Origin of the sequence: Enterobacter sp. CPE_E890 (genome assembly GCF_046521475.1) — a bacterium.
Taxonomy (GTDB): Bacteria; Pseudomonadota; Gammaproteobacteria; order Enterobacterales; family Enterobacteriaceae; genus Enterobacter; species Enterobacter adelaidei.
This window is the reverse complement of the sequence record NZ_JBKFZW010000001.1, coordinates 4,885,442-4,900,031: the sequence shown is the minus strand read 5'-3', so window position 1 is coordinate 4,900,031 and position 14,590 is coordinate 4,885,442. Positions and strand designations below refer to the sequence as shown.

Below are 14,590 nucleotides of genomic sequence, written 5' to 3'. Positions count from 1 at the left end.
GAAGCCTGGTTAATTCCCCCAGGCTTTTTTCATTTTTCCCTTCTCAGCGTATCAGATTATTTTTACTTAAATTCTAATTAAGAAAATATCAGCGTCTGAGGTTTATCTGCATGAATATAATTTGACCTGAAAAAATATTCTGGCTGACAGTTGCTAACGCTTTTGTTTCCACCCTTCTCAGGTCAATACCCATGCATGTTAATAAAAAGATAACGATATGTTTGCAGGTGTTCTTTTACCTGCACTTCACGTTTTGTAATGCATTCTTGTTCTCGTTTCCCGCGCATGCAGAATCAAACCGGAACGTAGAAATCAATACAAAAAGTGGTGAAAATAATACTGCAAAAGTAAAAAATACGCCTTCAGATACCCGCGATAGCGAGAAAGATATTGCCGGGATGCTTTCTGGTGCTGGCTCCTTATTAAGTCAGGATAATAAAAACGACGCTATTATAAACTCATTGATTAATAGCGGTTCAAGTAAAGCCACGAATGAAATTCAACAGTGGTTGCAACAATTTGGTACGGCCAGAGTGAATATTGGTCTTGATCAGAACTTTTCGCTGGAAAGTGCGAATCTGGATCTGCTGCTCCCGCTGTATGATGATAAAGGGGCTAATTTATTGTTCACGCAGCTGGGCGGGCGACGTGAGGACGATCGTAACATCGTCAATGCGGGCCTTGGCTATCGCTACTTTGCTGATAGCTGGATGTGGGGTGTTAACACCTTCTATGACCAGCAAATATCCGGCAATACGCACCAGCGAGTGGGTGTCGGTGGCGAACTGGGTTGGGACTATTTTAAGGTCAGTGCCAACGGTTATAAGCGCCTTTCAGGGTGGAAAACATCTTCAGCGCATCAGGATTACGAGGAGCGCGTAGCAGATGGCTATGATGTGCGTACGGAGGGATATTTACCCGTTTATCCTCAGCTCGGCGCAAAACTGGTCTGGGAACAATATTATGGTGACGATGTTGCATTGTTTGGTGACGACGATGATGATCGCCAAAAAAATCCTTATGCTGTTACTGCTGGAATTAACTTTACCCCATTCCCCCTTATTTCATTTGGACTTAACCAAAAAATGGGTAAGGGTGATCACAATGATACTCAGGTCGAATTTAATGTTAACTGGATGCCGGGTGTACCCATTGCAACACAGCTAGACTCCGAAAAAGTCAAAGAGCGTCGTACATTACTCGGCAGTCGAATGGATCTGGTTAATCGTAACAATAACATCGTGCTGGAATACCGTAAGCAGGATCTTATTTCGCTCTCGCTTCCTGAGCATATTGAAGGCGTTGAATCAAAAACAGTGCCTGTTACTGTGAACGTTAAGACAAAATACCCTGTCGATCGTATTGTCTGGCAAGACGATAATCTGGTTAAAAATGGCGGCAAAATTAGCGAGAAAAATGGAGCCTGGTTTGTTGTATTACCGCATTATGTGCAAAATGGCGCTGAGAAAAATAGTTATGTGGTCGCCGCAACGGCTTATGATAATCGAGGGAATAAATCTGATACCGCGCATATGACCGTGGCGGTGAATGGATTTGACGTCACTCAGGTCACTTCTGATACCACGTCCGAAAATACGCATTTGCCAGCCGATGGCGTGAGCACCACACAGGTGATGGTGACGATAACATCCGGTGGCGGGCAGAAAATTACGGGGCTTGCCAGTCATCTCAGCAGCCAGTTGATTCGTACATCGGCACGGAAAAAGACCGTGGGTGCAGGCCCGGTTAGCGAGAAAATGACAGCGTTCCAGGAACAGTCCGCGGGGGTATATGTCAGTACATTCACCAGTGGAACCGTGCCTGGGGATGTGACAGTCCAGCCGTTGTACGATACGACGAAGCTGAATAAAACCGTGGTTACGCTTGATGCAACAGACGCCTCTCAACACGTTGACCGCCTGGAGGCATCAAAAAATACGGCACTGGCGAACGGTCAGGATGCGATTACGCTGACGGCGCATGTGGTGAATGCGGGGAATGAGCCGGTACAAGGTGCACAGGTTAAATGGCTGGGGGATAACTCGCACGCGGTTTTCTCCGCCGCGCAAAGCACCAGCGATGCACAAGGCAATGCGACGGTACAAATCACCAGTCACGATGTACTCAGTCTGACGGTCAACGCACAGCTGGAAAATGGCGAATCGATGGCAGGTCCTGTGCTGCAATTTACCGCGGATGCCGATTCCGCCGTCGTGACGCATCTTGAAGCGGATAAGACCGTCGCCAAAGCGGATAATCAGGATACGATAACGCTTAACGCGGTGGTGACAGATGCCAGCCAGCACCCGCTGGTTAATCAGCCTGTGCAATGGGCGATAGACTCTGCAAATACGTCGGTACATCTCGCCGATAAACAGAGCAATACCAATGAACAAGGGGTGGCGACGATCTCGATCGCCTCGGCAAAAGCCGGGCAGGGCGTTGTTTCCGCCACTGCCGGTAATAGCGAGACCGTCACCTCTGAAAAACTCACCTTTGTTGCCGATAGCGAAAGCGCAACCCTTGGAACCATCACGGCCAGTAAAACCAGCGCGCTGGCGAACGGGCAGGATGCGATCTCCCTTGAAGTCAAAGTGGAAGATGCCAACAAGAATCCGGTGAAGGGTGCGACAGTCGACTGGTCTGCGGGCAGCGCCACCGCCAACTTATCCGGGACATCCACTGAAACTAACGCGCTCGGGATAGCGACCATTGAGGTTACTTCAGCAAACATTGAAACGCTTGACGTGACGGCGACGATGGGCTGGCAAACGCAGACATCTCCTGCACTTAACTTTACCGTGGATAGCACAACGGCAGTGGTGAAAACGCTGAATGTCGATAAATCTCAGGCGACAGCCAATAACAACGACCGTATTACGCTAACGGCGGAAGTCGTCGATGCTAGCGATCATCCGGTTCCTTCATCAGCGTTGCAGTGGTCCATTGTTCAGGGGCAAGGCACGTTGAGCGCAACACAGAATGCGACAAATGAATCAGGTAGGGGGGCCGTGACACTCACCGCCACGCAGCAAGGAACGGTTGTTGTCTCGGTGAATACGGCGACGGGAACAGCGGTGAATTCGCCTGAGTTGATGTTTATAGCCGATACGGCCACTGGCAAGGTTTCACAGGTGACCACGGATAAAACAACCGCGGTGGCTGACGGTAAAGACAAAGTGACTTACACCGCGACCGTGACGGATGCGAATGGCAATCCGCTACAGGGGATAGATGTAAACTGGAACGTCACGCCTTCTTCCGCGAAACCTTCCTCCACAACGTCCCGGACAGGCGTTGACGGTACGGCGTCAGTCAGTGTGACAACGCTGAAAGCTGGGGACGTCAGCCTTACCGCGCAGGCCGGAGCAGGAACCGCCTGGAATGCGCCGGTGGTGACATTCACTGCTGATAGTACGACAGCACAGATTGGCGATCTGTCGGCGAGCAAAGCGACCGCAGTGGCTAACGGCGTGGACAGTATTACGTTCACTGGCGTGGTAACGGATAAAAACGGAAACCCAGTAAGCGGCGAGGCGGCGGCCTGGTCGGTGGTGCCAGCGACAGGTGTGCTTTCCGCGACGACAAGTGAATCTGATGCCCAGGGAAATGTCTCAGTTACCCTGAAATCAGATCAGGTCGCGGACTATCGTGTGAAAGCGACTGTTAACGGGCATGAAGAGACATCTGACAGCGTGTCGTTTACCGCGGATACCACAACTGCCGCGATACGTACGCTGGTCGCGGATAGAACCAGCGAAATTGCTGCCGGTTCAGACACAGTCACCTTAACGGCAACGGTGCTGGATGACAGTAACCATCCGGTGCCTGGAGCCACCGTATCCTGGTCAAGCAACAATGCTGAGGGGGTGTTTAACGAAAGCAGTACAACGACGGACGCCGGGGGGATAACCTCTGTGACGTATAGCAGCATACTGGCGATGCCTACCGTTGTAACGGCAAAAAGCAGTCATAACAGCGAGAAAACGCTGGAATTAACCATCGTGCCAGACTTGCAAAGCGCAATTCCGGTATTTATTACGGCAAGTAAATACAGCGCGGTGGCGAATGGTGATGACAACATCACTTTAGCGGCAACGGTGAAAGACAAATACGGTAATGTGGTCACTCAGGGGAGCGTCGGCTGGCAAGTCACGCCTGCAGGTAATTATCAGTTATCTGCGACAGAACAACCGACGGATGACACGGGAAAATCCACGGTAACGCTGGCGAGTACCGATGTCGTGACCTGCCGGGCGGTGGCAACGTTTAATGGCTTCAGCAAAGCGTCGCAAACAATGCGTTTTGCACCGGATCAGGCAACAGAAAAAGTTACCCAGATTACGGCCAATAAAACGACGGGCGTCATTGCGGGTAAAGACATCGCCACGCTTCAGGCGACAGTGATGGATGAGTACGATCATCCGATTGATAATGCAGTCGTCCACTGGGGGACTGACAACGACACCGGTGTGTTCGCACCAGGTGACAGCAGTACGACAAACAGCGAAGGTGTTGCCGAAATATCGTTTACGGCGACAAAAGCGCAAGCCACGTTGGTCGGCGCCGGGATTAACCATTCTCAGCAGACAATGACGATAAATTATATCGGCAACGCCGATACCGCGACGTTGTCTGCCATCAAAGCTGATAAGTCGAAAGCCGTGGCGGATAACGCAGAGCGCGTAACCTGGTCGGCGACGGTGAAAGACGTCAATGGCAACCTTCTGCCAGGTGTAACGGTGAACTGGCGCAGTAACGATGCCGCCATGACGTTATCAGGCGACGATAGCGTGACGGATGCGAACGGTATTGCGACGGTCAGTGGCACGACGACAAAAGCGGGTGATGTTGTGTTGACGGCAACGCTGGCGGCAGGCGGTCAGTCGCTTACAGCAGCCAAAGTCAGTTTTATCGGCGATGCTAAAACGGCGGAACTGGTGTCGTTAAATGTGGATAAATCGGTCGTTCTCAGCAACGGCGTGGATGCGGCAACATATGCTGTTGAGGTAAAAGACGCTAATCAGAACCTTGTTCCGGATGCGTTGATAAACTGGCAAACCACGATGAACACGCTGTCTGCTGCCAGTACCAAAACGGATGCTTCGGGTGTCGCCACGGCCAAACTCTCAGGACATGATATTGGGATGGCAACGGTGACGGCTTCCATTAATAACTCGACGTTGTCTAACCCTAACGTGAAGTTTATTAATACCATTGAAGATACCTGGGTTATTAACTCAGATTCATCAAATTATTCGTCAGCAGTGATCAAGGGATTCCCGTCATTAGGTTTTGTTACGGTTGATCCAACAAATGGCCCGACTCAGCTGGAATGGGCACCAGGCGGATATTCTGACGTTTCTACACCGGTCATGTTGACCGACGGAAGTGGCCAACAGTATATGGTGAATTTGAAAGGATACAGAGAATCCGACTGTTCTCTGCGTCCGCTTAATGCGGCAGTGAGCTGTAGCACCAATGGTGGGATGCGTGCGAAATTCACTTATGCGCGTACAGATAACCCTGATTTACCCGCCGGACATTACACCGGGCTGGTTCACTTCCTGGGTAAAGACTGGCACACCAGCTATGCCTTTGAGTACAAGCTAACGCTGGATCTTACCGTGAACTAACCGCTAAAAAACTTGCGAAAGGAATAAGGAAAAGCGAGTCTGATGGCTCGCTTTTTTGTCTCTGCAAAAAGGAGCAGCAATGCATTACCCGGTGAATGTATTTACAGGCAAGGTCAGGGAGTACGACGGCAGCCGCCCGAGTGCTATCGCTAAGGTACAGGTTGACGGGGAGTTGACGTTAACCGAGGTTGGCCTGGCGGGTGACGAGCAGGCCGAAAAGAAGATCCACGGCGGACCCGAACGCGCGCTTTGCCACTATCCTCGCGAGCACTATCAGCACTGGAAAGCCGAATTTCCCGAGCAGGCAGACCTCTTTGTCGCCCCCGCTTTTGGCGAGAACCTCTCCACCGAAGGGCTGACTGAGAGAAATGTTTTTATCGGCGATATCTACCGCTGGGGCGACGCCCTGATTCAGGTGACGCAGCCGCGCTCACCGTGCTTCAAACTTAACTACCATTTTGGCATCAGCGATATGTCTGCCCAACTGCAAACGGCAGGCAAAACCGGCTGGCTATACCGCGTGGTGCTGGCCGGGCAAGTCTCTGCGGACGCGCCGCTGGAGCTGGCGTCACGCCTGAGTGATGTCTCAGTATATGACGCCTGCGCGATAGCCTGGCATATGCCGTTTGATGACGACCAGTATCATCGCCTTCTGTCAGCGGCGGGGTTATCAACCAGCTGGACAAGAACGATGCAGAAGCGGCGAATTACCGGGAAGATCGAGGATAATTCGCGGCGGTTGTGGGGGAAATAGGGATTCCTGCAAAAACGACAGTACCTCAGGACCGCGCCTTTCTGGCGCTGTCCTCGCTAATCCTGAACTTGATACCTGGCCCACAAAAATAGCGTCAGCCTGCCGAAAAAACTTGAGAATTTTCTCCGCTCAAATATTGTGTCTTCAAATTGGTTTAAACCAGATGGCGAGACATGAAAGAAAAAAACTATGTTGACCTCCTGAGAGACCGCTTCGAAAGCTGGCTGGCGGCTAATGATTTTCCGCCGGGATCCAGACTTCCTTCCGAGCGCGAAATGTGCGAGTTGCTGGATGCGAAACGCATGACCTTAAGGCAGGTTTTAATTGAACTTGAGGTCGCGTCGCGTATTTTCCGCAAGAACCGCAGCGGGTGGTTCATCTCTCCCCGGCGATTCATCTACAACCCAAAATCGCTCTCCAGTTTTAACGCGGAGGCGCGTGCACAGGGACGAAAACCTTCCTGGGGTTATTTGACCAAAGATGTTGTTGATACCGTCCCTCGTCATATTGAGAAAGTTTTTTCGTCTTCCAGGGCTCCCTACCTGATTACCGGCTGGTGCGGACTGGACGATCATAAAGTTTTTTACCATGAGTCCTGGATTGATGCCGAAGCCGCCCCGGAGTTTATGGCGAAGCTGGAAAATCACGCTTTTTCTAAAGTCTGGGAAGAGCAGTTTGGGCTTGCCTTAACCATCAAAGAGATGATTTTCAAACCCGTCAATATGCCTGAGCTTGCCTGCAAAGAGTTGGGGGTAGCACCCAATACGTACGGTATTTTGGTCGAGAAGCATCGTGCCACCGCTGAAAAAAAAGTGGTTCAGGTTGATCTGGAGTACTGGAGACTTGAATCCGTCGAACTGGTTATTCGTGATGAGTGAGAAAAATTATGGAAAACGTTATCAGAGAAAAATTGGCTGAGCGTGCAAAAAATATTCGTCTTTATTTGCACGCCTATGCCTTTCATTTAAACATGCGCTACGAGAGAATTCTTCCTGAAGATTTACTGGATATTGCACATCAGCATCATTTATCGGGTGTGAAAGTACATGTTGAAGACGGTGAATCCTTTTCACTGAGAAATATGCGGCCAGAGCAGCTGGTCTCTTTTAAAAAGAAAGCCGAGCAATACGGGCTGGATATTCATATAGAGACCAGCGCATCAGATAAAAAGACCCTGGATGAGGCTATTGCTATTGCGCAGGCTACGGATGCGACCTCCGTCAGGTTTTATCCACGTTATGAAGGGCATTTAAATTCAGTACTGGAAAAAATCACGCAGGACATCGCTTATCTGGCGCAGTTTGATAATAGCGGTATCCAGTTTACGATTGAACAGCATGAAGATCTCAAAGGACATGAACTGGTTACGCTAGTAAAAAACAGTGGTATGAAAAACCTCTCAATACTCTTTGATTTTGGCAATATGATCAATGCTAATGAAGAGCCAATGGCTGCGCTACGGACAATGTCGCCTTACATCACTCAGGTGCATATCAAGGATGCCAAAGTGATAAAAGAGGGTAAAGGATGGGGGCATGAAGCCTGCCGTACAGGGTTGGGCGATCTCCCTGTAGAGCAGATGTTGCGTGAACTTTTACTGTTAGGTGACGACCAGCCCCAGGTCACTTCTTTTGGCCTGGAAGAGGAGGTTGATTATTACGCGCCCGCATTTCGTTTTGATGATGAAGGCGATAACCCATGGATACCATGGCGTGATGCAAGTTTTACGCCGCTTCCTGATAATGAACTGGTTGATGCTCGTCTGGCTCAGGAAAAAGAGCATGCTATTTCTCAAGTCGAGTTTATTCGTAACTTATGCGCTAAATTTATAAATATAAAACAACCTGCTTAATTAATTTAACAGTGTCTTACGGCTTCCTTTTTCAGGGATGGCCAAGATTCTTATATATTACAGAACGGTTTTCTCTCAAAATTTGCAGTGAGGGTGTCGAATATGTTCATGAATAAATGGGCTCGTCTGTGTTTTTTGGTATTAGGTGGTGGGACGATATTTAAGCTTTCCAGCATGAAGGATGTTTTTTATGTCCCAATGCAAAATGACTGGGGACTGACAAACACACAAATAGGGCTCAGTTTTACGGTATATACGATTGTGCAAACCACGGGGCTTTTCCTCTCTTTATATATTGCCGACCGCTATTCTAAGAAGATCCTTCTGCCCTTCGGGTTAATTGGTGTGGGGCTGTGCGGTCTCTATTTATCCACGCTGCCGTCTTTCACTGGCTATCTCATTTGCTTTGCGGCGATGGCCTTCTTTGCTGATGTCGTTTACTGGCCGGTGTTATTAAAAGCTGTACGCCTGTTAGGGACACAAGAAGAACAGGGGCGGTTGTTCGGGCTTCTGGAGGCTGGACGTGGTGTGGTGGACGTTATTGTGGCTTCTGGTGCGCTGTTCGTCTTTGTGCACTTTGGTGAAGGGAAAGCAGGGATGCAGGCTGGTTTGCTCTACTACACGTTCATCACCCTGATGGCCGGTGTTATCACCTACTTCATCGTTGATGATGACCATGTCAAAAACGCTAAAGGAAGCAGCGCAAACATTGAAACCCTGAAAGGTATTAAGCATGTTCTGACCTGCCCGAACGTCTGGTTAGCATCATTTGGCATCTTCTTTGTGTATGCGGCTTACTGCGGTTTAACCTATTTCATCCCGTTCCTGAAAGACATCTACATGCTTCCGGTTGCGCTGGTAGGGGCGTACGGGATCATTAACCAGTATGCCCTTAAAATGGTGGGTGGACCGGTGGGCGGTTTCCTGGCAGATAAAGTGGCCAGGTCTCCCACGGTCTACCTGAAATGGACGTTCTTGATTTCTGCCGTTGCGATGATGTTGTTTATGCAACTCCCTCATCAGTCGATGAACGTTTATATCGGGATGGTTGCAACGTTAGGGTTTGGCGCCATCATCTTCTCACAGCGCGCCATCTTCTTTGCACCGATGGATGAAATTGGAACCCCACGGCAGTATGCCGGTTCGGCAATGGCATTTGGTTGTATTATCGGCTATATGCCCGCGATGTTTGCGTACACACTCTACGGATGGATTCTGGATAACTTTAAAGGGATCACCGGATACAACTATGTGTTCAGCGTGATGATTGCCTTTAGTCTTTCAGGATTTATTTGCTCGACATTGCTGGTGAAGCGCATCAAAAAACAGAAAGTTATGTCGGTCAGTGAGGCGGCATAAGATCGTGAACAGCGTCCCCCGATGCAACATCGGGGGACGTGGGGTCAGGAACGTTTATACAGCGGCAGCCACAGCGTTAACCGCAATCCGCCCAACGGGCTATCGTCGGCTTTCACCCAACCGCGGTGCTGCTGCATGGCGGTTTCAACAATCGCCAGACCCAGCCCCGTGCCGCCAGATTCGCGGTCACGCGCCTCGTCGGTACGGTAGAACGGTCGGAAAATCTGCTCGCGGTCTTCCGGACTCACGCCAGGACCATCATCATCGACGATCACGGTGATCCCGTCTTTATCCACCGAGAAGGCGACCTCAATCTTCGTATGCGAGTAGCGCAGGGCGTTACGTACGATGTTCTCCAGCGCGCTTTCCAGCGTGTTAGGGTTACCGTACAGCGGCCATGGCCCCGGCGGGAAGTTGACGGTAAAGGATTTACCCATCTGTTCTGCTTCGAACGCCGCGTTGTCTAATACTTCATGCCACAGATGATTGGCTTTCACCGTCTCGCTGACCAGCGCGTTTTTCTGCTGATTGCGCGACATCACCAGCAGATCGTTGATCATGCTGTCCAGACGATGCGCTTCCGTTTCAATACGTTCCAGCTCTTTGCTCTCACCACTGCGACGACGGAGCAGGGCGGTACCAAGCTGTAGTCGTGTTAGCGGGGTACGCAGTTCGTGCGAGATATCCGAAAGCAGCCGTTGCTGCGCCGTCATCATACGCTCCAGCGCGCTCACCATCTGGTTGAAACTGGCACCTGCAGCAAGAAACTCTTGTGGCCCGGATTCTAGCTCAGGATGCTGTCTCAGGTTGCCCTGCGCCACTTCGTCGGCGGCATTTTTCAGCTTACGCGCCGGTTTTGCCAGGCTCCACGCCAGCCATAACAGCAGCGGCGAGCTAACCAACATGGTGACAATCAGCAGCAGGAGCGGACGGTCAAACAGCAGATTGATAAAATCAGACTGGGAACTGCTCGCCGGTCGAATCAGGTAGAGCTGATAATTATCCTCCCCATCCCTGACAGAAAAAGGCCCCACCATCTCAACGCGGCCATATTTCTTCTTCTGGGGGTGATCGGCGTTATCTGCCTGACCGATAAAGTTACGGATAATCTGCATTTCATTGCGATCGGCACCAATGACTCGGCCTTCACTGGTGACCAGCAGCAGGCGTTGCCCGGGTGGTGCCCACTTGTCGATAGCGCGAAACAGCCTGCGCCACCACATCAAATCGTTTGGCGGGTCATTTGCCAGCTCGGCTTCGACGTGCTGCTCGATCATCACGCCCTGACGTTGCTCGCTGTCGAGAAGCTCCGTCATCTGGCGTGAGTCGAGTTTTGGCAACATCAGTACGAGCATTAAAACAAGTGCCAGCGTCAGCCAGAAAATGGCGAAGATGCGGGCGGTTAAGCTTCCTATCATGAAGCGGAGACCATCAGATAACCGCGACCACGCAGGGTTTTAAACCATGGGTGACCGTCTTTACGCTCCGGCAGCTTACGGCGCAGGTTAGAGATGTGCATGTCGATGGCGCGGTCAAACGGCGTGAGACGCTTGCCCAGCACTTCCTGGCTCAGATGTTCACGCGATACCACCTGGCCGAGATGTTGCGCCAGCAGATAAAGCAGGGTGAACTCCGTGCCGGTCAATTCCAGCGCCTGGCCGTCGAAGCTGGCTTCCTGGCGGCCCGGGTTCAGGCTCAGGGAGTCCACTTCCAGCGTCGGCGAACTGTTGTCGGTATTCTGCTGCTGCTCGCTCCAGTGCGAACGACGCAGGATAGCGCGAATACGGGCGACCAGTTCACGGTCGTTGAACGGTTTCGGTAAATAGTCATCCGCACCCAGCTCAAGGCCAAGTACGCGGTCAAGTTCGCTGCCGCGTGCGGTCAGCATGATTACGGGTGTCTGGTGTGTCTGGCGAAGCTCTTTCAGCGTATCAATGCCGTTTTTCTTCGGCATCATGACGTCGAGCAAAAGTAAATCGATGCTGTCGTCAAGGAGACTCAGCGCCTGCTCGCCATCATGGGCAACCAGAACGTTGAAACCTTCCATGTCGAGCAACTCCTTTAAAAGGGATGTGAGCTCTCGGTCATCATCAACTAACAGGATTTTATTCATTGTTTAAATACCTCCGAGGCAGAAATTACGACATCAAGGCTGTCTAATCCATGACTTTACGTTGTTTTACACCCCCTGACGCATGTTTGCAGCCTGAATCGTAGACTGTCTCTCGTTGAATCGCGACACGAAAGATTTTGGGAGCAAGTGATGCGCAAAGTTACCGCTGCCGTCATGGCCTCAACGCTGGCGTTCAGTGCGTTTAGCCAGGCTGCTGTAGCTATCATCAGCGATAACGGTTCCTCACAAGAGGACACAACGCAGCACAGTAGCCAAAGCCATATGTTTGACGGCATAAGTTTAACCGAACATCAGCGTCAACAGATGCGAGATCTGATGCAGAGGGCAAGACATGACCAGCCCCCTGTTAATGTTAGCGAAATGGAGACAATGCATCGCCTTGTCACCGCAGAAAATTTTGACGAAAGCGCTGTACGCGCTCAGGCCGAGAAAATGGCACAGGAACAGGTTGCCCGCCAGGTAGAGATGGCGAAGGTCCGCAACCAAATGTTCCACCTGCTAACGCCCGAGCAGCAAGCGGTTTTGAACACCAAACATCAGCAGCGTATGGACCAGTTGCGTGAGGTTGCACGGATGCAGCGAAACTCGGAAACGACGTTTTTCAGTAGCAATAGCAGTACCCGTAGTAACCAGTAAACCCTGTTTTCCTTGCCATAGACACCATCCCTGTCTTCCCCCACATGATGTGGGGGTTTTTTTTGCCTTCATTCTAATTTGTTAACCGTTTATTCATCCTTTGACTCCTCACGCTTCCGTTATACTAGCGGCATGACATGACAGGAGTGTTTATGAATCAATCCTATGGAAGGCTGGTAAGCCGGGCTGCCATTGCGGCAACCGTCATGGCCTCTAGCCTGCTACTGATCAAAATCTTTGCCTGGTGGTATACCGGTTCGGTCAGTATTCTGGCGGCGCTGGTAGACTCATTGATGGATATTGCAGCCTCACTGACCAACTTGCTGGTGGTGCGTTACTCGCTGCAACCGGCGGATGAAGAGCACACGTTCGGGCACGGCAAAGCGGAGTCACTGGCCGCGCTGGCGCAAAGCATGTTCATTTCCGGGTCTGCACTGTTCCTGTTTTTAACCGGCATTCAGCATCTCGTCTCGCCGACCCCGATGAACGATCCCGGCGTGGGCGTCGTTGTGACAGTCGTTGCACTTATATGCACACTTGTTCTGGTAACGTTCCAGCGCTGGGTCGTTCGCAAAACGCAAAGTCAGGCAGTACGGGCGGATATGCTTCATTATCAATCTGATGTTATGATGAATGGGGCTATTCTTATTGCGCTCGGTCTGGCCTGGTACGGCTGGCATCGGGCCGATGCGTTGTTCGCGTTAGGGATTGGTATCTATATTTTATATAGTGCCTTACGGATGGGGTATGAAGCGGTGCAATCGCTGCTCGATCGCGCTCTCCCGGACTCAGAACGTAATGAAATTTTTACTATTGTGACCTCCTGGCCTGGCGTCAGCGGTGCTCACGATCTTCGAACGCGGCAGTCAGGGCCGACCCGCTTTATTCAGATTCACATTGAAATGGAAGACAACCTGCCACTGGTTCAGGCTCACGTTATTGCTGAGCAGGTCGAGCAGGCGATTTTGCAGCGTTTTCCTGGTTCAGACGTCATCATTCACCAGGATCCCTGCTCGGTAGTACCTGGACATGTTGGGCTTTCGTAATTCGTTGTAAAAAAGTGAGCCAGGCCAGCATTTTGTGTATAAATTACCGCCATTTGGTCTGACCTGAATCAATTCAGCTGGAAGTGATTGATATACTATTTGCAGTATTCGTTGGTCGATAAGTTTCTTCCGGCAACAGATTTCAATTTTGCATTCCTAAGTTCAGAGGTAGTCATGATTAAGAAAATCGGTGTGTTGACAAGCGGCGGTGATGCGCCGGGCATGAACGCGGCAATTCGTGGGGTTGTCCGTGCAGCGCTGACGGAAGGTCTGGAAGTTTTTGGTATCTATGATGGTTACCTGGGTCTGTACGAAGACCGTATGGTTCAGCTCGACCGTTACAGCGTGTCTGACATGATCAACCGTGGCGGCACCTTCCTTGGGTCTGCACGCTTCCCGGAATTCCGTGATGAACACGTTCGTGAAGTGGCTATCGAGAACATGAAGAAACGTGGCCTGGACGCCCTGGTGGTTATCGGTGGTGACGGCTCTTACATGGGTGCAAAACGTCTGACTGAAATGGGCTTCCCGTGCATCGGTCTGCCAGGCACTATCGACAACGACATCAAAGGCACTGACTACACCATCGGTTACTTCACCGCGCTGGGTACCGTTGTGGAAGCGATTGACCGCCTGCGTGACACCTCTTCTTCTCACCAGCGTATCTCCATCGTTGAAGTGATGGGGCGTTACTGTGGTGACCTGACTCTGGCCGCCGCGATTGCGGGTGGTTGTGAGTTCGTGGTTGTGCCGGAAGTGGAATTCAGCCGTGAAGATCTGGTTGCTGAAATCAAAGCGGGCATCGCGAAAGGTAAAAAACACGCGATTGTTGCCATCACCGAGCACATCTGTGATGTTGACGAGCTGGCGAAGTACATCGAAACCGAAACCAAACGCGAAACCCGCGCGACCGTACTGGGTCACATCCAGCGTGGCGGTTCCCCTGGCCCGTACGACCGTATTCTGGCGTCCCGTATGGGGGCATACGCTATTGAACTGCTGCTGCAGGGTCACGGCGGCCGCTGCGTCGGTATTCAGAACGAGCAGTTGGTGCACCATGACATCATCGACGCCATTGAAAACATGAAACGTCCGTTCAAAGGTGACTGGCTGGACTGCGCGAAAAAACTGTACTGATCCCTCAAGCCCTCTCCGTTGCGGAGAGGGCTTTTA

The 14,590-nt window shown here is 51.2% G+C and carries 10 protein-coding genes; 8 read left to right on the top strand and 2 right to left on the bottom strand.

Annotated features, from left to right (window positions below):
• The first annotated feature begins 191 nt into the window (after positions 1–191).
• The 5 genes from ACLHV9_RS24125 to ACLHV9_RS24105 all read left to right on the top strand — a co-directional run bounded on the left by ACLHV9_RS24125 (position 192) and on the right by ACLHV9_RS24105 (position 9,601).
• Positions 192–5,636 carry an Ig-like domain-containing protein gene (locus ACLHV9_RS24125; protein ID WP_407221147.1) on the top strand — a complete coding sequence of 1,815 codons (5,445 nt, stop codon included), beginning with the start codon at positions 192–194 and terminating at the stop codon, positions 5,634–5,636.
• Positions 5,637–5,715: 79 nt separating this feature from the next.
• Positions 5,716–6,390 carry a 6-hydroxyaminopurine reductase gene (gene yiiM / locus ACLHV9_RS24120; protein WP_407221146.1) on the top strand — a complete coding sequence of 225 codons (675 nt, stop codon included), beginning with the start codon at positions 5,716–5,718 and terminating at the stop codon, positions 6,388–6,390.
• 173 nt (positions 6,391–6,563) lie between these two features.
• On the top strand, positions 6,564–7,268 hold the full coding sequence (locus tag ACLHV9_RS24115; protein WP_129324954.1) for a UTRA domain-containing protein: 705 nt from the start codon (positions 6,564–6,566) through the stop codon (positions 7,266–7,268).
• A gap of 8 nt (positions 7,269–7,276) precedes the next feature.
• Positions 7,277–8,242 (top strand): sugar phosphate isomerase/epimerase family protein, encoded by a 966-nt coding sequence (locus tag ACLHV9_RS24110; RefSeq protein ID WP_129324955.1) that lies wholly within the window; start codon positions 7,277–7,279, stop codon positions 8,240–8,242.
• 108 nt (positions 8,243–8,350) lie between these two features.
• Complete coding sequence (locus tag ACLHV9_RS24105; protein ID WP_129324973.1) at positions 8,351–9,601, top strand: MFS transporter; 1,251 nt, start codon at positions 8,351–8,353, stop codon at positions 9,599–9,601.
• A 44-nt stretch (positions 9,602–9,645) separates the two neighbouring features.
• Here the strand turns inward: ACLHV9_RS24105 and cpxA are convergent, their stop codons facing one another.
• Together cpxA and cpxR are read right to left on the bottom strand one after the other, a co-directional pair.
• A complete protein-coding gene (gene cpxA / locus ACLHV9_RS24100) occupies positions 9,646–11,019 on the bottom strand; it encodes an envelope stress sensor histidine kinase CpxA (protein WP_028018127.1) in 1,374 nt (457 codons plus the stop codon).
• Positions 11,016–11,714 (bottom strand): envelope stress response regulator transcription factor CpxR, encoded by a 699-nt coding sequence (gene cpxR / locus ACLHV9_RS24095; RefSeq protein ID WP_028018126.1) that lies wholly within the window; start codon positions 11,712–11,714, stop codon positions 11,016–11,018. Before cpxR ends, cpxA begins: the two co-directional genes overlap by 4 nt.
• Positions 11,715–11,864: 150 nt before the next feature.
• On the opposite strand from cpxR, the gene cpxP reads away from it, so the two are divergent.
• The 3 genes from cpxP to pfkA all read left to right on the top strand — a co-directional run bounded on the left by cpxP (position 11,865) and on the right by pfkA (position 14,554).
• Positions 11,865–12,371 carry a cell-envelope stress modulator CpxP gene (gene cpxP, locus ACLHV9_RS24090; RefSeq protein ID WP_114980026.1) on the top strand — a complete coding sequence of 169 codons (507 nt, stop codon included), beginning with the start codon at positions 11,865–11,867 and terminating at the stop codon, positions 12,369–12,371.
• A gap of 152 nt (positions 12,372–12,523) precedes the next feature.
• Complete coding sequence (gene fieF, locus ACLHV9_RS24085) at positions 12,524–13,417, top strand: CDF family cation-efflux transporter FieF (protein WP_028018124.1); 894 nt, start codon at positions 12,524–12,526, stop codon at positions 13,415–13,417.
• Positions 13,418–13,591: 174 nt separating this feature from the next.
• A complete protein-coding gene (pfkA, locus tag ACLHV9_RS24080) occupies positions 13,592–14,554 on the top strand; it encodes a 6-phosphofructokinase (protein WP_028018123.1) in 963 nt (320 codons plus the stop codon).
• Positions 14,555–14,590: the final 36 nt, after the last annotated feature.

Bases quoted from the DNA above. Each gene is read 5' to 3' on its own strand.
- fieF (WP_028018124.1), top strand. From the start codon at position 12,524: ATGAATCAATCCTATGGAAGGCTGGTAAGCCGGGCTGCCATTGCGGCA.
- cpxA (WP_028018127.1), bottom strand. From the start codon at position 11,019: ATGATAGGAAGCTTAACCGCCCGCATCTTCGCCATTTTCTGGCTGACG.
- cpxR (WP_028018126.1), bottom strand. From the start codon at position 11,714: ATGAATAAAATCCTGTTAGTTGATGATGACCGAGAGCTCACATCCCTT.
- ACLHV9_RS24115 (WP_129324954.1), top strand. From the start codon at position 6,564: ATGAAAGAAAAAAACTATGTTGACCTCCTGAGAGACCGCTTCGAAAGC.
- ACLHV9_RS24110 (WP_129324955.1), top strand. From the start codon at position 7,277: ATGGAAAACGTTATCAGAGAAAAATTGGCTGAGCGTGCAAAAAATATT.
- ACLHV9_RS24105 (WP_129324973.1), top strand. From the start codon at position 8,351: ATGAATAAATGGGCTCGTCTGTGTTTTTTGGTATTAGGTGGTGGGACG.
- yiiM (WP_407221146.1), top strand. From the start codon at position 5,716: ATGCATTACCCGGTGAATGTATTTACAGGCAAGGTCAGGGAGTACGAC.
- cpxP (WP_114980026.1), top strand. From the start codon at position 11,865: ATGCGCAAAGTTACCGCTGCCGTCATGGCCTCAACGCTGGCGTTCAGT.
- pfkA (WP_028018123.1), top strand. From the start codon at position 13,592: ATGATTAAGAAAATCGGTGTGTTGACAAGCGGCGGTGATGCGCCGGGC.
- ACLHV9_RS24125 (WP_407221147.1), top strand. From the start codon at position 192: ATGCATGTTAATAAAAAGATAACGATATGTTTGCAGGTGTTCTTTTAC.